The organism is Fusobacteria bacterium ZRK30 (assembly GCA_024628785.1).
Classification (GTDB): Bacteria; Fusobacteriota; Fusobacteriia; order Fusobacteriales; family Fusobacteriaceae; genus Psychrilyobacter.
In genome coordinates this window covers 2,098,371-2,118,638 of sequence record CP102405.1, presented here as the reverse complement: position 1 = coordinate 2,118,638, position 20,268 = coordinate 2,098,371, and the positions used below count along the sequence as shown (strand labels likewise).

The following is a 20,268-nucleotide window of genomic DNA, read 5'->3' as shown; positions in this document are numbered from 1 at the left end:
TTTCCCCCTTATAATCCTAATATAACTCTTGCTTCTGCTGGTGTAGCTATTTGTCTTCCCAGCTCCTTGGCAATCCTTACTACTTTGGCTACTAAGACACCATTAGACTCAGCTAAGACACCTTTTTCTAAATAGATGTTATCTTCAAAACCAACTCTTACATGACCGCCGCTTATGATAGCTGCTGTAGCCAATGAAAACTCAAATCTTCCAAGACCGGCAACTGAATAGGTAGAACCGCAAGGTAAGCTGTCTCTTAAAAATAAGAAGTCTCTTAACTCTCCTCCGATCCCTCCATTAACTCCCATTACAAAACTAAAGTGCATAGGAGATTTGATGAATCCTTTTTTATTTAATCTTACAGCCATCTCAATCATAGATTTGTCAAAACATTCCAATTCAGGTTTGACACCTCTTTCTATCATCTTTTCACCAAATTCTTTGATGGTATTTTCTGTATTAGTAAAAACTTCATCTCCGCCGAAATTTAAAGTACCGCAATCTAATGTTGCCATCTCAGGATATAATTCTGTAGGCTGTAATCTCTCTGCATTGGTCATCCCTACAGCTCCGCCGGTAGATGGCTGGACTATAACGTCTGGACATTTTTCTTTGATAGCGTCTATACACAGTTTAAATCTTTCCTTAGACTGAGTAGGAGTACCGTCATCTTCTCTCACATGAAGATGGATGATACTGGCTCCCTCTATATATGCTCCATATGCTTGCTCTACAATCTCTTCTACAGTATAAGGAACGTTAGGGTTGTGTTCCTTAGTAACTTCCGCTCCACATATGGCAGCTGTTATGATTAACTTTTCCATCTCTCTCTCCCCCTAATTTCTTTGTTTATCTTTAGGTGTTACACAAGTTCCAGTAGCTCTACAAACAACAATTGGCTCTTCTAAGACTTCACAAGCAGAATCACTGATGTCAACTCTAGGAATGATAACCTTTCTAGCTTCAAAAACCATCCTTCTGGATGTGTTTCCAACTTTTTCTATATAACCTACAGCTTCGATAAAATCCCCTGCATATACTGGAGCCATAAATTCAACGTTGTCATAGGCTTTAAATAATCCCTCGTCTCCATCTTGTCTGATGAGGAGCTCGGTAGCGACATCTCCAAATAAGCCTAGCATTCTAGCACCATCTACTAAGTTACCCCCATAATGAGCATCGTGGGTACTCATCCTCAATCTAATCATTACTTCTTTCACAACTCATTCCCCCTTTTTTATTTTTTTGCATCAAAAAAACACCTATCTATGATTTTAGACAGAAAATTACCAAGAACTAAAAAGAAATAGCTCTCCACAACTATAGTTGTGACAGTCAAGATGGATTTTCCCATATTAACCAAGGTTGGTTCTAGCAGTTCCAACCTTTCGGCAATTAAGTCCTTCACTCCTAACTTCAGAAGATCTTTAGATCTTTTGAATATTAAAAGTTACCACAATAAATGCTCCTCTATTATATATTTGGTTTATGTAACCTATCTAAGAAAATGAAAACTCATTCATAGATTCGTTACAATACATTTTTACTATATAAAGAACACAAAGTCAAGTGAAAAAAATAATTTTTATCCTTGCAGGGAGGAAATAGAAAGGAAAGTCTTTCTGTGACACTACCTATTTATTTACCTAGTTAATTGATAAACTTATTTTTTTAAAGCCAAGTATATCAAGGATAAAATATAAATTTAATTATAATATTGTTATTTTTTAAGGGAATTTTATTTTATCTAATATATTTCAAATGAATAGTTATCATAATAAAGTTATATAATTAATTAAAAAAAATTAATCATATTATCTGTGATAAGGAAAAAATAAAAATTTTATAAAAGAGGAAGTTTGTTAAATTTATGAAATAAAGAATAGGGAATAAATATTTTTTAGGAGGTGGTTATATGTATAAACCTAGAAGTATATATGTAAAAGTGGCTTTAGAAACTATCACAGCCAAATTAGGTTTAGGTGGAGAAAGTGAGATGGAAGAAGATAAATATAAGGAGATGCAGGAATTGATGGAAAAAAAACCATGTTTTGTCACTTTGTACAAGGAAGGTGCCCTGAGGGGATGTATAGGAACTATGATACCATACCGAGAAAATTTATTAGAGGAGATAAGAGGAAATGCCATCTCAGCGGCCTTCAACGACCCTAGATTTGAACCATTAAAAAAAGATGAGTTAGAAAGGATAGAAATTTCTGTAGATGTCCTTTCTCCTATGGAGGACGTAGAGGATATAAAAGAATTAGATCCTAAAAAATATGGGATATTAATAAGTGATGGAAGGTCTCAAGGGGTACTTTTACCGGATTTAGAGGGGGTTGATAGTGTGGAGCAGCAGATAGAGATAGCTCTTAATAAAGCCGGAATAACTCGTAACCCCGGATTGGTTATAAAAAAATTTACTGTGAAAAGGTATAGGTGAGAAGATGGAAGAAGCTTTGTTTTATAAGAGGTTAAAAGAGAAAAAAATAGGCTGCGAACTATGCCCTCATAGATGTATTGTAGAGGAGGGGCATGTGGGCAGGTGCGGGGTAAGACAGAACGTAAGGGGAACCCTGATGACTAAAAATTATGGGATAATTTCGGCTCTCAATATAGATCCTATTGAAAAAAAACCGTTTTATCATTTCTATCCGGGAGAAGAGGTTTTATCCATTGGAAGTATAGGGTGTAATATGAATTGTGCTTATTGTCAAAATTATGAAATAGCCAAGGAATTTAAAGGAATACCAACTAAGGAATATACCTATGAGGATATATTAAGAAACTTTAAAGGATTTGGAGTGGCTTTTACTTATAACGAGCCTACTGTTTGGTACGAGTTTATGCTGGATGTGGCAAAATTAGCTAAATGCTGTTCTAAAAAAACTATGATGATAACCAATGGATTTATAGAGAGGGAACCTTTGCTGGAGTTAACTCCATATATAGATGGATTCAGTGTAGATTTAAAAGGATTTACACAAGAAATCTATTCTAAATTAGGTGGAACTTTAGAAGGGGTTAAAGACACCTTAAAAGTAATAGTAGGGAGGAAGAAACATTTAGAGATAGAGTTTTTATTGGTTCCTGAATTAAATGATGACAGGGAGGCATTTCTAAAGATGGTTAAGTGGATAAGGGAAGAATTGGGATCAAATATTGTTTTACATATAAATGGATATTATCCTAGTTATAAGCTGAAAACTCCAGCGACAGAAAAAAAACTTCTTTTAGAATTTCATGAGGTAGCTAAAAAATACTTGAACTATGTGTATATAGGGAATGCAGGGATAGACTTAGATACAGTCTGCAGTTGTGGAAACCTATTGATTCGAAGGAATGGCTGGAATATAGAGATAGTAGGGTTAAGTGAAGATGGTCGATGTAAAAAATGTAGAGAAAAGGTAGTGGAGATAGGAGGCTGTTATGAAAAAGAGGGAGGAGTTTGTAAAGGGTAAGTTTTATCCTTCTAAAAGAGAAGAAATTGAAGAGATGATTGAATTTTTTTTAAGGATAGAATCGCCTAAAAAAATAGATTGTGAGGTCTTAGGAGGAATAGTTCCCCATGCAGGTTATGAATTTTCAGGGTCATCTGCAGTTCATTTTTTTAATACCTTAAAGGGGAAAGACATTGAGACTGTAATTATAGTAAATCCCAGTCATACAGGTTATGGAGAGGCTATAAGTTTAGATACAAATGAAATCTGGGGTTCTCCCATGGGTGACCTGGAGATAGACCTTGATTTTGAAAAAGAATTGGATCTGTCATATTCGGAAGATGCACATAAATATGAACATTCTGGAGAGGTCATGCTGCCATTTTTAAAATACTTTATAGAGAGTAAATTTAAAATAGTTCCTATAACAATGAAGATCCAAAGTTATAAAAATGCGAAATATCTGGCCGAAAAAATATATGAAACTGCTAAAAAACAAAGAAAAAAAATTCTGGTAATAGCCTCTTCTGACTTTTCCCACTATGTAAAAAAAGAATTGGGATATAAATTAGATCAGTTAGCTATAGACAGGATAATGGAACTGAATAGTCAGGGGGTGGAAGAGACAGTAGAGGAATATAATTTAAGTATATGCGGATATGGGCCTATTATGACCCTTTTAGAGTATAGTAAGCTGGTGGCAGAGGATCCTAAAATAGAAATTTTGAGGAGGGGAAATTCAGGGGAAAATTATCCTATGGAGGAAGTTGTAGATTATATAACTTTTTTAGTTTATAAATAAATATATAACTTTAAAGGTGAAAGGAGTCCATCTTTTTACCTTTTTTTTTATTTAAGTTATTAAAATATATTAGGTCTGAATAAATTAAATGATTCTTTTTTAACATACGTGAACTATATATAAATTTTATATTTCATCCTGTATTTATATATTTAAAACATGTTTTAATACGTTTTTAGTTTTGAAAAAATGCAAAAAGATTTAAACTGAAACAGTTGAACACATAAATTATATATATCAAATATACTAAACATATGTAATGATAAATTAAATAAATAATTCTTGACTTTGACGTTATAATGATATATTATATGTATATAAAATTAAAATATCATTTATTTAAGATATATCAGGAGGGATGGAAAATGAAATTATTTTTTAAAAATTTAAATGAGACAAAGGTAGTTATGGAAAATATGGTTTCTTTCAAAAAAGAAAATGGAGCATTTATTGTAAAAAACTTCAAAGGTAAGGAAAAAGTAATAGCAGGAAAAGTAATAGAGATGACAAACTCAAAATTAGTGATTGAAGGTAATGCAGTTAGAGAAACATATAGATTAGCACCACTTAATTTCTAGAATTACTTATATAGGGTTTTAATTAGACACGGGATATCCGTGTTTTTTTTTGTATATAAATAATCTTGAAGCAGTTTATGTTATAATAAAAAAAAAGAAGTTAGAAGTTAAAAGAGAGATGAAAAATAGATTAATATGGAGGGAAATATGAGGGTATATTATGATGAAACACTGAAGGTAACCAAGGAAAATATAGAAGAATTAATGAAAGAACTGTTTGAAATAAAGATATTTAATGTACAGGAGTTAGAAGAGTTTATATTAAAATATAGTGAGTTATCTATTATAATAAATGAGGAAGAAGCTTGGAAATATATCAATATGACTAGGTTTGCTAATGAGAAAAAATATTCAGATGATTTTAATGATTATTATGCTAATGTATTTTCTAAATACGAGGCTGAATCCTTTAAATTAAATAAAAAAATATATGAAAATAAATATTTTGGAGAATTACCTAAGGAAAGATACAGAAATTATAAACTGATTTTGAGTAATGAGATAGAGATGTTTGAGGAGAAAAATATTCCTTTACAAATAAAAGAGATCGAACTATCTACTAAATATGGGGAGATAAATTCTAAGATGACAGTGGAATTTATGAATCAGACCTATACCATGGCTCAAATGAAGAAATTTTTAAAAGACAGTAACAGGAAAATAAGAGAAGACGCCTGGAAAACGATAAATAAAAGACTGGAAGAAGATCATGTGGTCTTGGAAAACTTATTTGATGAATTAAAAGAAATCAGAATTGAGATGGCTAAAAATAAAGGATATCAAAATTATCGTGACTATATGCATGACTTGAAGGGAAGAATTTCTTATAAACCGGAAGATCTATATAAATTTCATGATGCAGTAGAAAAGATTGTAGTGCCTTTTTTAAAAGAACTTCACCAGGAGAAAAAAGAAAAATTGAATTTAAAGACTTTAAAACCTTGGGATATGGATGTAGATCCAGATGGAATTATTTTGAGGCCTTTTAAAGATATAAAAGAATTTATGAAAAAATCTTTGAATACTCTGGGAAGGGTCAAAAAAGACTATGAGGAAAGATTAAAATTTATGGAAAAATCTGATTTTTTAGATTTAGAAAATCGTGAAGGGAAAGCCCCTGGAGGATATAACTATCCCCTTCATGAAACAGGAGCTCCTTTTATCTTTATGAATGCAGTCGGATTACATGATGACATGGTGACATTGATGCATGAATCGGGTCATGCAATGCACTCATTTGCTACTAGTAGTGAACCTTTGATTTCTTATAAAGATACTCCCAGTGAGGTGGCAGAACTTGCATCTATGAGTATGGAACTTATAAGTATGGAAGCTTGGGATGAGTTTTATACAGATGATACAGAACTAAAAAAGGCTAAATTAGATCAACTTTACAGAACGATGGAAATTTTACCATGGGTAATGATAGTAGATTCATTCCAACATTGGATATATTTAAATCCTAATCATACAAGTATAGAAAGAGATAAAAAATTTGGTGAGATAATGGATAGATTTAATACAGGAGTGGATTGGAAAGAGCTTTCAAAGGAAAAACAAATGAGATGGCTTATGCAGCTTCATATATTTGAAGTGCCCTTTTATTATATAGAATATGCAATAAGTCAGTTAGGAGCTATAGGGATTTATAAAAATTATAAGAAAAATAGAGAGACAGGAATCAATAAATATAATAAGTTTTTAAAATTAGGATATTCTAAGCCAGTAGATGAAATATATAAAACGGCAGGGATAAAATTTGATTTTTCGAAAGAAAATTTAAAAGAATTAGTTGATTTTATAAAAATGGAATTAAAAAACTAAAAAATGGAAAGGAGAGTCTTTAAAAGATTCTCTTTTTTTTATTAAATTATGAAATATGTAACAAATATTAAGATCATCAAAAAAATTAGAAATTAAATTTATTTTATTGTTAAAAAAATATGGGTTTTATTAAAAAATAAAAATGTTGACTTTTGAAAAAAGAACTAGTATAGTTCATCTGAATGATAAATTATTTTAGGGTACTCCTCTAATGGAGTTTAAAAGGGAAGAGAGGTTAGATACCTCCGCGGTCCCGCCACTGTAGAGTTGACGAAGGCAAATACCACTGGAGAAACTATCTCTGGGAAGGTTGCTTGTAGGATGAAACTTAGCCAGGATACCTGCCTTAAATTATTTTTTATATCACTTGCGAGGACGAGGGTATAGATACTGCTTTTTTTGTCGTATCTTACCCTGAGTTTACTCAGGGTTTTTTATTGTGTGGAAGACTATAAAATCAATTGGGAGAGTTGTGAAAATGTTATTTACTGAAAACAAAAAAGAAAAAAAAGTAAGGAGAGGAATTTTATTGGTCCATTTTGGAACCAGTAGAAAAAAAGCAAGAGAAAATTCTTTGGAAACAATTAATAGACGGATAGAAAAAGAGTTTAGAAAGTTTGAGGTTAGAGAAGCCTATACATCGAGGATGGTAATAAAAAAAATATATAAAGAGGAGGGAGTCAGAAAATTAACGCCAAATGAAGCGATAGAAAGGATGAAGGAAGAGGGGTTTACCCATATTATAGTACAGGCAACTCATATAATAAATGGAATTGAGGCTGACTGCATGAAGGAGGAAATAGATAGATATAAACTTGAATTTGAAGAGATTAAAATTGGTTCTGCTCTCTTAACCAAGACAAAAGATTATATGGATATAGCGGATATCTTTAATAAAGAATATTCGAATAAACCAATTGTTTTAATAGGACATGGAACGACCCATCATGCAGCTTCAGCTTATGGAATGCTTCAATATGCCATACAGAAAAAAGGATATAAAAATATATTTGTAGGGACAGTAGAGGGGTACCCGGGGCTGGAAGAAGTTATGGAAGACTTAGAAATTAATGGTATAAAAGAGGTGACTTTAGTTCCTCTGATGGTAGTGGCAGGAGTTCATGCAGAGGAAGATATAGCTGGAGACTGGAAAGAGGCATTGGAAGAAAAAGAAATCGGAACAGAAGTTTCTATGGTAGGTATGGGAGAGAGAAGAGGGGTACAGGATCTTTTTATTGACCATATAGATGATCTTATAAAATATGAAATTGAGGATATAAAGAAAAAGAAAGAGGAGATTTTAAAGGGGGAAAATAATGAGTATTAAAAATATCGTTGCAGGAGTATATTTGGGTTTATCTTTGGTATCTTATGCTTATACACCTGTTACTGTAAATTTTAGTGACGGAAATAAAGAATATGAGGTAACTTTTACAGAGTCTCCTAAAAGAGCAGTGACAACATCCCATTTTATGACAGAAATTCTACTTTCATTAGGACTAGAGGACAAGATGGCAGGGACGTGCTGGGCAGATAATGAAATTCTTCCAGAATTAAAAGAGGACTACAATAAAGTACCCATACTTTCTGACAGATATCCATCTAAAGAAGTTTTTTATTCTGTAGAGCCTGATTTTGTAAGTGGATGGCATTCATCATTAAATCCTAAAAGACTTGCAGGGGTAGAAGAACTCATGGAAAACGGGGTAAGTCCATACATAATCTCATCTTTAGAGAAGGGAGCGAAAGTAGAGGATGTTTATGAAGATTATATCACCCTTGGGAAAATATTTGATGTAGAAGACAGAGCTGAAAAAATAGTTGATTCTTTGAAAAAAACTGTAGAAAAAGCTAAAAAATTGAAAGGAGATAAAAGAACAATAAGAGTATTTGCCTATGACTCCGGAAAGGAAGCTCCTTTTGTGGTAGCGGGATCTGGTCTTGGAAATGATATCATCACCAAGGCAGGGGGAGAAAATATATTTGAAAATATTCAGGGGAATTACGCTACAGTAAGCTGGGAAAGTATCTTAGAAAAGGATCCTGATGTAGTAGTAATAGTTGATTATGGCAATGATGAAGCTCAGGAAAAGATCAAATTTTTAAAGAAAAATGAATTTACAAAGGAGCTGGAAGCTGTAAAAGAAAATAAATTTGTTGTTGTATCTTTGGCAGAAATTTCACCGGGGCCAAGGATAGGAAAAGCTATTGAGCACCTGGCTAACGGATTTTATAAGGAGATGTAGATATGAAAAAAAAGATCTTTATATATACTCTTGTATTAATAATGGTATTTACTTTAGCAGTAAACTTAGGTGCAGTAGACATACCATTTACCACTGTATGGAAGGTCGCACTGAATAAAACCAGTAACTTTGAAATCTTTACAAGGAACTGGAGTAAGGGGATGGAAGTTATTATATGGAAGATCAGGTTTCCCAGAGCGATATTGGGATTTATAACCGGAGGAGCCCTTGCATTAGTAGGAGTTTTTATGCAGGCAGTAACAAAGAATCCCTTGTCGGATCCCTATATATTAGGTATTTCAAGTGGTTCAGCAGCAGGAGCAATTACAGCGATGTTTTTTAATCTAGGTGGATTTTCGGTGGAGGGCGGAGCGTTTTTAGGAGCATTTTTAGCGACTGTTATAGTGATCCGTCTAACAAGGGGTGATTATTCATCAGGAAGATTAGTTCTCACAGGGATAGCTGTATCAGCGGTATTTTCATCACTGATAAATTTACTTATTTATTGGGTAAAAAATGATTCTAAAGTTAGAAATGCTATGTTTTGGATGACTGGAAGTTTAGGAGGAGCTCAGTGGAATAAACTATTATTTCCTGGAATTATCCTGATTTTAGCTGTGATAATAGGGCTTTGTCTCTCCAAAGAATTAGATCTTCTCTTATTAGGAGAGGAAGAGGCACGGATTTTGGGGATAGAAACAGAAAAACTGAAGTTATTTTTAATTATCCTATCTTCACTTTTGACAAGCTCAGTAGTGGCTTTAACGGGAACTATTGGATTTGTCGGAATGATTATCCCTCATATAACAAGAAGGGTAACAGGAGCTTCTCATAGGAAATTAATACCTTTAAGTGTTATTTTTGGTGGAATATTTATCATGGGAGCAGACACAGTTTCAAGGATTATTTTTATCCCGGAGGAACTGCCTATTGGAATTCTTACTTCAGCTCTAGGTGGACCATTTTTTCTATGGATAATAAAAAGAGGATATAATTTTGGAGGGAAGAGATGTTAAAGATAAAGAATTTATCCTATGAAATAGAGGAGAAGAATCTAATAGAAAATATATCCTTTCATGTAGAAAAGGGGAAATTTATAGGAATAGTAGGGCCTAATGGCAGCGGTAAATCGACACTTTTGAAAAATATCTATAGAACTCTAAAGGGAGAAGGAAAGATAGACTTAAAAGGCAGATGCCTTAAGGTGATTAGTTCTAAGGAATTAGCAAAGGATATGGCAGTAGTATCCCAGCATGGAGGAAGTGAATTTGATTTTAGCGTATGTGAGATGGTAACCATGGGAAGATATCCACACAAAAGTTTTTTGGGGTCTTATAATGGAGAGGATAGAAAGATTGTAAATGGGGCAATTGAAAAACTGGGACTGAAAGAATATCGGGATAGAGCTTTTTTAAGTCTTTCAGGAGGAGAACGCCAAAGAGCCTTAATTGCAAGGGCTTTAGCCCAGGAAGCAGATATTATAATATTGGATGAACCAACCAATCATTTAGATATAAGATATCAACTTCAGATAATGGCAATATTAAAATCACTATCGATCACAGTAGTTGCGGCGGTACATGATATGAATATAGCCTCTCTTTATTGTGATGAAATAATAGCTTTAAAAGATGGAAAACTTTGGGATAAAGGAAGTGCAGAAGAGGTTTTTTCAAGAGAATTTTTTAGAGAGGTATTTAATGTAGAGACAGAAATCTCAAGAAATATATCCACTCAGAAACTATCTATCACTTATCTTCCAACTGAGATACTTTATTAAATATTATGGATAAGTCGAAAATATAAAATAGGGGGAAGGATGAAAAATAGGAAGAGGTTATTTTTATTAGTAATGGTATTAAATTTTATTATAGGGACATTAGCGGTAGCAAATAGTAAAAAGCTAGTCACTATAAGTGATAACGTAGGAAGACAGATAGAAATTTTAGTGCCTGTAGAAAGAGCAGTAGTGACTCTAAGATATAACAATGAGTTAATTAGAGCGTGTGGAGCAATAGAGAAAGTAATTGCTGTTGACATGAATACTGCCCAAGACAGAGAGTATTGGAGTAATTTTAATATAGAAGATGTAGTCGGTAAAAATCAAAAGAGCTTAAACTATGAAAAAATAATAAAATTAAAACCTGAAGTAGTTATTTTACCATCTAATGGTGTTTACAGAGAAGCAGAAAAAAAATTAGCTCCTTTTGGAATAAAAGTAATTGTAATATCTGGTTATGATACCAATGATTTTTCTAACCAGGTTAAGAATATTGGGGTGATTTTTGGTAAAGAAAAACAAGCAGAGAAGTTTGAAAGGTATTATAATGAACCATTAGAATATATTCAGAAAAAATTAAAAGGTGTAAAGAAAAGAACTGTTTATTGGGAAGATGCTAAAGACTATTATACATCTTTTCCAGGGAGCTACTACTACAATATGATTGTAGCTTCAGGAGGAGAGAATGTATTTGAAAATGTAGGTGGAAAGGTAAATGTAGCTCAAGTAGATTCAGAAGCTGTAATTAGCAAAAATCCAGATGTAATAGTAAAAAATATAAGCTTGAAAAGTATAATTAAAGGAACAGGAGTCTATCAAGCACCATCTAAAGAACAGATGGAAGAGACAGTTAAAAATATAAAACACAGAAAAGCTTGGAGTAATATAACGGCTGTGAAAAATAATGATGTATATCTAATGTCACAATTTGGACATGGAGGAGCTTCTAAGATGATCGGAGCTGTATACATGGCAAAATGGATATATCCAGATATCTTAACAGATTTAGATCCAGATGAAATATTTAAAGTTTGGTTGGAAGAATATCAAGGATTCAAAGACATAAAAGGACATTTTTATCCAAGTATTGTAAATAATAAATAATAGAATGGGAAGAGAAAATGAAAAAAAATTATGTATATGCAGTTATCACTTTATTAATACTGTTATTTTTAGGGATTTCAATGGGAAATGAATGGATAAATATTTTTAAAGTAGATTCAAATGAATTAAATATTTTATATTACCTGAGAGGGCCAAGGGTTATTTTTTCAGTTTTAACTGGAATGGGCCTAGGTCTTTGCGGGACGTCTATGCAAGTGATTACAAGAAATCCGATGGCAAGTCCTTTTACCTTGGGAGTATCATCAGCTGCAGCATTTGGAGCAGCATTGTCTATAGTTATATTTGGAGAGAGGGAGTTATATATTATTTTAGGAGCTTTTTCGGCTACTATGATATGTGCTTTAATCATTTATTTTTTAAGTCTAAGAAACAAGATAGAATCTATAACTATAATAATTATTGGAATAGCCTTAAATTATTTTTTTGCTGCTCTAACTTCAACACTGCAATATATCGCTTCAGAGGAAAAGCTATCTTCTATAGTCAAATGGACTTTTGGTAGTTTTAATGGGGTAGAGTGGAGCAATGCTTATGTTGTTTTAATTTTTTTAGTTTTAGTATTTATGGTGTTTCAAAAGAAGGTTTGGATACTAAATTTAATTTGTAATTGTGATGATGACTATGCAATTACTTTAGGGGTTAATGTAGGAAGAGAAAGGCTGATTATAGGCTTATTGTCTTTAGTTTTAACTGCGAGTATTATTTCAATGAGTGGGATAATAGGTTTTGTTGGGTTAGTAGCTCCTTATATATCTAAAAAAATAGTAGGAGAAAATCATAAATATCTTCTAAGCTATTCTATGTTGATCGGAGGAATATTAGTTATATTATCCGATACAATTGGAAGAACTTTATTTAGTCCTCTAATAATACCTATTGGGATTATTATGAGTTATGTAGGAGTACCTATACTTATACATCTAATATTAAAAAAAGGGGAAGAAAATTGATAGTAAAAAATTTATCGTACAACTATAAAACAGGATTTTCTATAAAAAATATAAATTTTCAGGTGAAAGAAGGGGAAATATTAGGTGTTTTAGGATCTAACGGAAGTGGTAAAACGACCCTTATAAAAAATATAATTGGTATAAAAGAGGGAAAAGGTGAAGTATTTTTCAAAGGAAAAGATTTAAAGAGGCTCAATTTAGTAAAAAAAAGAAGAAAAATAGCTTACGTTCCTCAAGAATCTCAAACTAATAATTTAACAGTATATGAAACTATTATGTTAGGGAGGATTCCATATATCAAATATAATGAAACAATGGAAGATAAAAAAATAGTAGATGAACTGATAATGAAATTTAATTTAAAAAATTATAAAGGCAGAAAAATAAGTTCATTAAGCGGTGGAGAAAAACAAAGGGCTTATATTGCAAGGGCCTTAGCGCAAAACTCTGAAATAATAGTAATGGATGAACCAACCAGTAATTTAGATCTTTCAAATGCATTTAATATTTTAAAAATAATTAAAGAAGTTATTAAAGAGAATAAGATGAGGTGTTTAATTATAATTCATGACTTAAGCTTGATAGGGAGATTTTGTGATAAATTATTGTTATTAAAAAATGGCAGACAGCTTCACTTTGGAGATAAGGAAAGTACTTTTAAAAGTGAGATTTTAGAAAATTTATACGAAGTAAAGGTTAAAGTTACCAAGATTAATGATGAATATTTTATATCTCCCCAAGAATAAAAAAAGCAGCCCAGAGGGCTGCTTTTAACATTTCACTACTTTTTTAGCTATAATTCTAGGATTATACATATATACATAGGCCGCAATAAAAGCTGTTACCGGAGCTACGATTAGAAGAGATGTAGTTCCTATAAGGGTTTTAGCGATTTCAACTGCAACTAATTTACTATTCAAAATTGTGTTTAAAGATAATCCTCTGTCAACTAGCAGCATCATCATTGTAATATTTCCCCCAGTATAAGCTAAAAGTAAGGTTGTAGACATGGTTCCTATTACAGCATTTCCTATGTTAAAGCCTGATTTAATTAAACTTTTTTTAGAGATATTAGGTGAATTTTCCAAGATCTCCTCCATACTGACAGCCATATCCATAGCAATATCCATAGCTGCTCCAGAAGCACTTATGATTATTCCACTATAGAGAATTTCTACTAAATTTATGTGGAAGTTGCCTGCTGCAACAAGGGCTTGAGACATTGTCATAGTTAAACCGGTAAAGGATAGGGTATCCAAGAAAAGTTGTGTCATTAAAAAAGCTGCGACAAGCCCGGTTATAGTCCCTAAAAAAGCCACTCCTCCTCTCTTGCTGAATCCTGCTACTGAAAACACAATTACCCCTGTTAAAATTGAAATAAAGATAAAAGTAGTCATCATAGGAGAACTTCCCTTTAAAATTCTTGGAATGAGGTGATAATATATCATTCCAATAGCTGCCAAAAATGAAAGAAGGGACTTAAACCCTACTTTTTTGGCATATAGGATTAAAGAAATCGCAAATATTCCCAGTAAGAATAAGAGGGTAGGAACTCTATATAAAGAGATAGGGTTGATAATTAATTTATTGTTGCTTTCTACTATTCTTACCAGCATCTTGTCTCCAACTTCATAAAATTCATCATATTCTGCACTTCCATTCAATCGATTTAGTGTCTTTAGTCTCTCCCCTTTTCGATCCTTAGATAATACTTTTATTTCTAAATTTTGAGAACCAATTTTTGAAATACCTCTTTGTATTAATTCATTGTTATTGATAGAGACTACCCTGGCTAGATATTCATTTGGTTCCAATATATTTTCCTTTGTAAAATATAGAAACATAGCGATCATAAATGATAATAAAATTATATGATTGTTCCTCATAGGACCTCCTAATTATAAAGTTTTATCATTTCATCTCCGATTTCAGTATTATCTTTGAAACCACCAAATGATTCAGAATTTGTTCCTATTGCCGAGAGGGGGATTTGAGATCCTGTGTGATCAAAGGTTGTAAATCCAACTCCTGCTCTTTCATTTACAATATGAGCCACTGCAATGGATGTGGGTTTATAAGTCCCATATGATTTATTATCTTTTTTATTTTCATCCTCTGCATCCATGGCTCTTGTTATTTTTAATTTTTCCTCTTTTGTCAGATTATTTAAGTCAAAGTTCTTACTTATATATTTAAAGTACTCATTTCTATTTCCGTTATATTTTTTTTGGAGAGTATCTTCGATGGAAACCTTAATATTATCGATAATTGTAGGATTTACTATATTTTTAAATCCAACTCCCATTCCCAATCCTCCAGTTTCATGATCTCCTGCTATAACAATAAGGGTTTCATCTTTATGGTTGTTATAAAATTTCATAGCTACCTGAATAGCTTCATCAAATGCAAGGGTGTCATGGACAGTTCCAGCTACATCATTGGCGTGGGAAGCGTGATCTATTCTCCCGCCTTCAACTACCATAAAAAATCCATTTTTATTTCTAGCTTCCAATACATCGATACCTTTATTTGTAAGATCTGCCAGAGAAGGCTGATCTTTGTGGTTATTCATACGATCGACCTCGTATGGAAGGTGGGATGGTGTTAAGGCTATAAATACTTTTTCGTTTTTTTTAGCTTTATATTTTTTTAAATCTTTTGCGGAGTTCTCTCCTATAAATGTTTTATATCCATTTTTTTGAAGTTCGGCTACTAAGTTTCCTTTTGTCCTTTTAGAACTATCTTCGCCAGGAGAAACAAAGTGCCTATATCCTCCTCCTGCTATAAAATCAACATTGCTGATTATAAAATCTTCTGCGATCTCATTTTCGTTGCCTCTATTTATGTTTTGGGCAACAAATGATGCTGGAGTGGCATGAGTTACCCTGGTAGTGGTTATTACTCCCACTGCTTTTCCCTTTTCCTGGGCATATTTTAATGAACTCTTTACTTCTCTACCATCAGGAAGAGTTGCTATCATACCGTTATCTGTCTTCTGGCCTGTAGCAAGAGCTGTTCCTGCAGCAGCAGAATCTGTAACTAAATTATCCAGGGAATGGGTGGTGTTGATACCTACTACAGGCATTTGATTCATTGTAAGTTTATAATTTTCTCCTTTTTCCTGCTGAACGTAATATTCTGCCATCTGCCTCTGTGAAGCTCCTAATCCGTCACCGATAAACATAAATACATACTTTGGTGCAGCTAAAGCCATCACCGATATCCAAAAAAACATTACTCCACTTAAGATTTTTTTCATTTTTTCCTCCTGTTTTATATTTGTATTTGATCCTAAAATTACTATAACAAAACCATGTAAAAAGAAGACCTATTTAGGGTAAAGGTGACGTAAAATTAAATTTTTTATATAAAAAATTAATTTATAAAAAGGGAAAAAAGGTTCCTCTGAAATATAGAAATGATCGGTATATATTCTTTATAATTTTATAAGTCGATTTGGTTGACAAAAATAAAAACTAGTAGTATAATGTGCATCGTAATATAAAATTAAATACATTGTTTGACTTGAAATAGTCGATTCAATGGTGCTGTGAGAGTGTCGTTAGGCAGAATTGTCCATCTCATTGGTGCTACAGGAGTATCATTAAGCTAAAGCTCATCCTGTGAATTGATATTTTAAGTTGAACCTTTATGGGTCAACTTTTTAAAGTTGGCCTTTTTTTTGTGTTTATATATTTTTAGGAGGGAAAAATGAAGAGAAGTTTTTACAAAACGTTACTAATATTGGCACTGCCAATAACAATTCAAAGTTTAATATTGGCATCTGTAAATATGGCAGATGTATTTATGATTGGGAAATTAGGAGGGATGCAGGTGGCATCCTTAGGTTTGGCTAATCAAATAGTATTCTTGATGACAACATTTATAATGGGAGTAAATAGTGGAGCAGCTGTATTTATTGCTCAATACCATGGTAAGAAGGATTATTCTAAGGTGAAATATATCGTATCTATATCTACTATACTGAGTATATTGATGGCTCTATGTTTTTGGTTTATTTCATATATTACACCGGAGTACATCATTGGACTCTATACAAAAGATCCATTGGTTATAGTCACTGCTTCAAAATATCTTAAGGTAGTAGCCTGGTCATATGTGGCTTCAGCGGTATCATTTTCATTTTCTATACTACTCAGAGGGTTAGGAGAGAGTCAGCTGCCTATGTTGACAAGTTTTTTATCGTTGGTGGTAAATATTGTATTAAATTACCTACTCATATTTGGTAATTATGGATTCCCGGAATTAGGGGTAGAAGGTGCCGCATTAGCCACTTCTATAGCCCGTGGGGTAGAGTGTGTAGTGGTAGTAGCGGTCATCTATAGAAGAAGATACCCTATAGCTATAAAACTAAAAGAATTCTTTAGTTTTGATATGGTTGTATTAAAGTTATTTGTTGTGACTGCAGGAGCCGTTATAGTGAATGATATCTTATGGGCATTGGGACAGACTGTGTATAGTGCTGTTTATGGCAGGATAGGAACAGAGTCGTTGGCTGCGATAAATATAGAGAATAGTTTTGAGAGATTAGCGGTAGTTGGAATAATTGGATTTGCCAATGCAGCTACAGTAATGATAGCTCATAAAATAGGACAGGGAAAATTGGAGGAAGCTTATTCTGACGGTAAGAAATTCTATAAAGTTTCATTTGGTTTAGCACTTCTTTTGGCAATTCCTCTAGGTTTATTCTCTTCTAAGTTAGTTGGGATGTATAATGTAGATGAAAATGTATTGAGACTTGGTAAATACACATTGATAGCATTCTGTATATCTTTCCCATTTAAAGCACTTAGTATGACAAAGATGGTAGGAGTTTTAAGAGGTGGAGGAGATACAAAATTCGCCATGGGGATAAACCTTATAGCTCTATGGATGGTAGGGATCCCTGGAGCAATATTTGCAGCTTTTTATTTAGGGCTTCCCATATACATAGTATATTTAGCTACCCTGGCAGAAGAGTTTGTACGTATTGCAATTGGGATGAAAAGGTTTGTAAGTAAGAGATGGATAAATAAACTGGCGTAAAACATAAAAATAGGCAGCCGTTGGCTGCCTATTTTATATTTCCATTTTCTTATATATTTTTAGGTAGAACTTTATTTAAAACTACTCCTACAATAGCGGCTACTGCCAGACCAGATAGTGAGATAGTTCCCCATAAAACTACATTACTGATAGCTATTCCTAAAACAAAGATAAGAGATGCAATGATTAAGTTTCTTGAATGAGCAAAATCTAATTTAGCTTCGATTAATGTTCTTACTCCTACACTTGAGATCATTCCAAATAAGATGATAGATATTCCACCCATAACAGGAGTAGGTATAGTCTGTAAGACAGCACCAAATTTACCTATAAATGATAGTGCGATGGCATATACAGCGGCGATTCTAAGAACAGCAGGATCATATACCTTGGTAACTGCTAAAACACCGGTATTCTCACCATAAGTTGTGTTAGCAGGTCCACCAATTAATCCGGCAAAAAGTGTGGCGATTCCGTCTCCTAACATAGTTCTGTGAATTCCAGGTTCATCAAAGAAGTTTTTTCCAACAACGGCACCGTTAGTTGTAATATCTCCAATATGTTCTATAAATACTACCAGAGCTATAGGAGCTATTGCAATAACAGACGTCCATGAAAACTTAGGCAGAGTCGTAAGATCTTTTAGAGCACTGTCTGTAAATCCAATCCATTTAGCGTTTGCAATAGGAGTAAAATCTACTAGTCCGAATAAAACTGCTAATGTGTATCCAACCATAACTGAAATAAGGATAGGAACCAGTCTGAAGAAAGATTTTTCTAAAATAGAGATTACTACCATGGTAGTAACTACAACTACAGCAATAATTAAACCTTTTGGTTCAAATGTGCCGTTATTATATCCAATCATATTTAGAGCAACGGGACTCATTCTAAGACCGATAACCATGATGATAGGACCGACAACTATTGGAGGGAAAAATGATTTTACTTTATCGACACCAAATACCTTAATGATTATAGCCATTAAAATGTAGATAAACCCTGCTGAGATAACTCCTGCCTTTACAGCTCCTATACCATCGTGTTTTAAAACTAAAGAGATAGCTCCAATAAACGCGAAACTAGAACCTAAAAATACAGGGACAACTTTCTTTGTACAAAGATGAAATAACAGAGTACCTCCCCCTGCAGCTAATAGTGCGATAGATGGGTTAAGCCCAGTTAAGAATGGTACTAATACAGTAGCCCCAAACATAGCTAGTACATGTTGTAACCCCAGTAAATATTTTGTCTTTCCATTAATTTTATGCATTTTTTTCTCAATCCTCCTAATTTTTTTTCAAAAAAAAAGATAGTAAAATCTATCTTTTAATTAATTTATTTATAAATTTTTCCTTGTTGACAATAAATCTGTCATGGAAACAACTTCCTACGATAGTTTCTTCGTGGATTACAACAATTTCGAAAGAAAGTTTTTTTCCATCGATCTCGTTTAATGTAGCAATACAACTTAATTTATCTCCTACCAAGTTAGCTTTTAGATGTTTAGCATTTACAGATATACCTACTGTGGTATTTTCTTTATCCAGGTATTTTTCAACACTAAGAAATGCAGCTTTTTCCATAAAAGCAATTAAATTTGGAGTAGAAAAAACATCTAATCCGCCAGATTCCATTTTTATGGCAGTTTCCGATGAATTTATAACTTTTTCTAATGTATAAGACAGATCTTTTTTTAACATTGTATTACCTCCTCTACTTTAAACTTTCGAAATTATACTCTATTTCTTTGCAGATGTCAATAATTAAAAAAAGAAACTCTTTATTAAAGAGTTTCTTTAGAATTTGTCTTAGGCTACAGAAAATATATTTTCCTGGAATTCTTTAGATTTGGCGATGGTAAAATTAACAGTTTTTCCAATTAAGAATGAGCAGATTACAGCGTAAATAGCTGTATCAAATCCTAAGAAATAAGCACAGATTAATATTACAATACAGTCTGCTACCATCATTACATTTCCTACAGGAAATTTGAAAAGTTTATGAAAAATCTGAGCCACGATAACAGTTCCCCCGGTGTTACTACCAAAAGCTACAGCCAGTCCAATTCCAATACCGATACAGATAGCCCCTGCAACAACAGCGATAAATTTAAACGTTAAACCATCAGCACTAGGATGGACGAATCTTAAAAAACTATGGGTAAACCATTCATAGAATGGAAATAATATAAGGGCATATGTAGTAGTAAGAGCATATTTTCTTCCTATAATAAGAGCACCTAAAATAAACACAGGGATATTAAGTAATAACATAGCCTGACCGATAGAAAAATTTGAAAAAAGTGTGTTTATTAAAATCGCCAGTCCTGTAAATCCTCCAGCAGTAAACTTTGCAGGTCCTAAAAAGTTAGTGATACCCATTGCTGCTATAAAAAATCCTAGATTAATAAATAAAAATTCTGTTAGATGTTTTTTTCTTTTTGACATTACTTTACTCTCCTTTTGTATAATTAT

20 protein-coding genes and 2 riboswitches are annotated in these 20,268 nt (G+C 32.8%); of the genes, 13 read left to right on the top strand and 7 right to left on the bottom strand.

All coding sequences use genetic code 11. The features are described from left to right. Positions 1-8: 8 nt before the first annotated feature. Together NRK67_15295 and NRK67_15290 are read right to left on the bottom strand one after the other, a co-directional pair. Complete coding sequence (locus NRK67_15295) at positions 9-824, bottom strand: 3-keto-5-aminohexanoate cleavage protein (protein ID UUV18638.1); 816 nt, start codon at positions 822-824, stop codon at positions 9-11. A gap of 12 nt (positions 825-836) precedes the next feature. Beyond that, positions 837-1,208, bottom strand: coding sequence for a 3-aminobutyryl-CoA ammonia lyase (locus NRK67_15290; protein ID UUV19953.1), 372 nt, complete (start codon positions 1,206-1,208; stop codon positions 837-839). Between the two features lie 91 nt (positions 1,209-1,299). Beyond that, a riboswitch (Lysine riboswitch) is annotated at positions 1,300-1,481 on the bottom strand. A 434-nt stretch (positions 1,482-1,915) separates the two neighbouring features. On the opposite strand from NRK67_15290, the gene amrA reads away from it, so the two are divergent. From amrA to NRK67_15230, 12 genes are all read left to right on the top strand, one after another. Beyond that, a complete protein-coding gene (amrA, locus tag NRK67_15285) occupies positions 1,916-2,443 on the top strand; it encodes an AmmeMemoRadiSam system protein A (GenBank protein ID UUV18637.1) in 528 nt (175 codons plus the stop codon). Between the two features lie 4 nt (positions 2,444-2,447). Then, positions 2,448-3,461: an AmmeMemoRadiSam system radical SAM enzyme gene (gene amrS, locus NRK67_15280; protein UUV18636.1), complete on the top strand. Its 1,014-nt coding sequence runs from the start codon at positions 2,448-2,450 to the stop codon at positions 3,459-3,461. Continuing rightward, positions 3,430-4,242: an AmmeMemoRadiSam system protein B gene (amrB, locus tag NRK67_15275; GenBank protein UUV18635.1), complete on the top strand. Its 813-nt coding sequence runs from the start codon at positions 3,430-3,432 to the stop codon at positions 4,240-4,242. Before amrS ends, amrB begins: the two co-directional genes overlap by 32 nt. Positions 4,243-4,607: 365 nt before the next feature. Beyond that, positions 4,608-4,820 carry a CooT family nickel-binding protein gene (locus NRK67_15270; protein ID UUV18634.1) on the top strand — a complete coding sequence of 71 codons (213 nt, stop codon included), beginning with the start codon at positions 4,608-4,610 and terminating at the stop codon, positions 4,818-4,820. Positions 4,821-4,967: 147 nt separating this feature from the next. Beyond that, a complete protein-coding gene (locus NRK67_15265; GenBank protein ID UUV18633.1) occupies positions 4,968-6,644 on the top strand; it encodes a M3 family oligoendopeptidase in 1,677 nt (558 codons plus the stop codon). A gap of 181 nt (positions 6,645-6,825) precedes the next feature. Continuing rightward, a riboswitch (cobalamin riboswitch) is annotated at positions 6,826-7,008 on the top strand. Positions 7,009-7,122: 114 nt separating this feature from the next. After that, a complete protein-coding gene (locus tag NRK67_15260; GenBank protein ID UUV18632.1) occupies positions 7,123-7,971 on the top strand; it encodes a sirohydrochlorin cobaltochelatase in 849 nt (282 codons plus the stop codon). Then, the gene (locus NRK67_15255; protein UUV18631.1) at positions 7,961-8,890 is read left to right on the top strand and encodes an ABC transporter substrate-binding protein; all 930 of its coding nucleotides are present in this window, start codon (positions 7,961-7,963) and stop codon (positions 8,888-8,890) included. Before NRK67_15260 ends, NRK67_15255 begins: the two co-directional genes overlap by 11 nt. A 2-nt stretch (positions 8,891-8,892) precedes the next feature. Next, entirely contained in the window at positions 8,893-9,906 is a 1,014-nt protein-coding gene (locus tag NRK67_15250) for an iron ABC transporter permease (GenBank protein ID UUV18630.1), read from the top strand. Next, positions 9,900-10,670, top strand: a complete 771-nt coding sequence (locus tag NRK67_15245; protein ID UUV18629.1) for an ABC transporter ATP-binding protein — start codon at positions 9,900-9,902, stop codon at positions 10,668-10,670. The genes NRK67_15250 and NRK67_15245 overlap by 7 nt, the downstream gene beginning before the upstream one ends. A gap of 39 nt (positions 10,671-10,709) precedes the next feature. After that, entirely contained in the window at positions 10,710-11,774 is a 1,065-nt protein-coding gene (locus NRK67_15240; GenBank protein ID UUV18628.1) for an ABC transporter substrate-binding protein, read from the top strand. Between the two features lie 17 nt (positions 11,775-11,791). Further along, the gene (locus NRK67_15235; protein UUV18627.1) at positions 11,792-12,745 is read left to right on the top strand and encodes an iron ABC transporter permease; all 954 of its coding nucleotides are present in this window, start codon (positions 11,792-11,794) and stop codon (positions 12,743-12,745) included. Continuing rightward, positions 12,742-13,491, top strand: a complete 750-nt coding sequence (locus tag NRK67_15230; GenBank protein UUV18626.1) for an ABC transporter ATP-binding protein — start codon at positions 12,742-12,744, stop codon at positions 13,489-13,491. The genes NRK67_15235 and NRK67_15230 overlap by 4 nt, the downstream gene beginning before the upstream one ends. 24 nt (positions 13,492-13,515) lie before the next feature. Here NRK67_15230 and NRK67_15225 read toward each other — a convergent pair whose 3' ends face one another. Beyond that, a complete protein-coding gene (locus NRK67_15225) occupies positions 13,516-14,631 on the bottom strand; it encodes a YibE/F family protein (protein ID UUV18625.1) in 1,116 nt (371 codons plus the stop codon). A gap of 8 nt (positions 14,632-14,639) precedes the next feature. Continuing rightward, positions 14,640-16,004, bottom strand: a complete 1,365-nt coding sequence (locus NRK67_15220; GenBank protein ID UUV18624.1) for an alkaline phosphatase — start codon at positions 16,002-16,004, stop codon at positions 14,640-14,642. Positions 16,005-16,456: 452 nt separating this feature from the next. Here NRK67_15220 and NRK67_15215 point away from each other — a divergent pair, with 452 nt between their 5' ends. Beyond that, complete coding sequence (locus NRK67_15215) at positions 16,457-17,791, top strand: MATE family efflux transporter (protein UUV18623.1); 1,335 nt, start codon at positions 16,457-16,459, stop codon at positions 17,789-17,791. A 49-nt stretch (positions 17,792-17,840) separates the two neighbouring features. Here the strand turns inward: NRK67_15215 and NRK67_15210 are convergent, their stop codons facing one another. From NRK67_15210 to NRK67_15200, 3 genes are all read right to left on the bottom strand, one after another. Beyond that, positions 17,841-19,064, bottom strand: a complete 1,224-nt coding sequence (locus NRK67_15210; GenBank protein ID UUV18622.1) for an NCS2 family nucleobase:cation symporter — start codon at positions 19,062-19,064, stop codon at positions 17,841-17,843. A gap of 49 nt (positions 19,065-19,113) precedes the next feature. Beyond that, positions 19,114-19,494: a thioesterase family protein gene (locus NRK67_15205; GenBank protein UUV18621.1), complete on the bottom strand. Its 381-nt coding sequence runs from the start codon at positions 19,492-19,494 to the stop codon at positions 19,114-19,116. Between the two features lie 108 nt (positions 19,495-19,602). Further along, entirely contained in the window at positions 19,603-20,241 is a 639-nt protein-coding gene (locus NRK67_15200; protein UUV18620.1) for a YitT family protein, read from the bottom strand. Positions 20,242-20,268 lie beyond the last annotated feature (27 nt).

Bases quoted from the DNA above. Each gene is read 5' to 3' on its own strand.
- NRK67_15200 (UUV18620.1), bottom strand. From the start codon at position 20,241: ATGTCAAAAAGAAAAAAACATCTAACAGAATTTTTATTTATTAATCTA.
- NRK67_15235 (UUV18627.1), top strand. From the start codon at position 11,792: ATGAAAAAAAATTATGTATATGCAGTTATCACTTTATTAATACTGTTA.
- amrB (UUV18635.1), top strand. From the start codon at position 3,430: ATGAAAAAGAGGGAGGAGTTTGTAAAGGGTAAGTTTTATCCTTCTAAA.
- NRK67_15245 (UUV18629.1), top strand. From the start codon at position 9,900: ATGTTAAAGATAAAGAATTTATCCTATGAAATAGAGGAGAAGAATCTA.
- NRK67_15255 (UUV18631.1), top strand. From the start codon at position 7,961: ATGAGTATTAAAAATATCGTTGCAGGAGTATATTTGGGTTTATCTTTG.
- NRK67_15265 (UUV18633.1), top strand. From the start codon at position 4,968: ATGAGGGTATATTATGATGAAACACTGAAGGTAACCAAGGAAAATATA.
- NRK67_15260 (UUV18632.1), top strand. From the start codon at position 7,123: ATGTTATTTACTGAAAACAAAAAAGAAAAAAAAGTAAGGAGAGGAATT.
- amrS (UUV18636.1), top strand. From the start codon at position 2,448: ATGGAAGAAGCTTTGTTTTATAAGAGGTTAAAAGAGAAAAAAATAGGC.
- NRK67_15290 (UUV19953.1), bottom strand. From the start codon at position 1,208: ATGATTAGATTGAGGATGAGTACCCACGATGCTCATTATGGGGGTAAC.
- NRK67_15215 (UUV18623.1), top strand. From the start codon at position 16,457: ATGAAGAGAAGTTTTTACAAAACGTTACTAATATTGGCACTGCCAATA.
- NRK67_15220 (UUV18624.1), bottom strand. From the start codon at position 16,004: ATGAAAAAAATCTTAAGTGGAGTAATGTTTTTTTGGATATCGGTGATG.
- NRK67_15250 (UUV18630.1), top strand. From the start codon at position 8,893: ATGAAAAAAAAGATCTTTATATATACTCTTGTATTAATAATGGTATTT.
- NRK67_15225 (UUV18625.1), bottom strand. From the start codon at position 14,631: ATGAGGAACAATCATATAATTTTATTATCATTTATGATCGCTATGTTT.
- amrA (UUV18637.1), top strand. From the start codon at position 1,916: ATGTATAAACCTAGAAGTATATATGTAAAAGTGGCTTTAGAAACTATC.
- NRK67_15210 (UUV18622.1), bottom strand. From the start codon at position 19,064: ATGCATAAAATTAATGGAAAGACAAAATATTTACTGGGGTTACAACAT.
- NRK67_15240 (UUV18628.1), top strand. From the start codon at position 10,710: ATGAAAAATAGGAAGAGGTTATTTTTATTAGTAATGGTATTAAATTTT.
- NRK67_15270 (UUV18634.1), top strand. From the start codon at position 4,608: ATGAAATTATTTTTTAAAAATTTAAATGAGACAAAGGTAGTTATGGAA.
- NRK67_15295 (UUV18638.1), bottom strand. From the start codon at position 824: ATGGAAAAGTTAATCATAACAGCTGCCATATGTGGAGCGGAAGTTACT.
- NRK67_15205 (UUV18621.1), bottom strand. From the start codon at position 19,494: ATGTTAAAAAAAGATCTGTCTTATACATTAGAAAAAGTTATAAATTCA.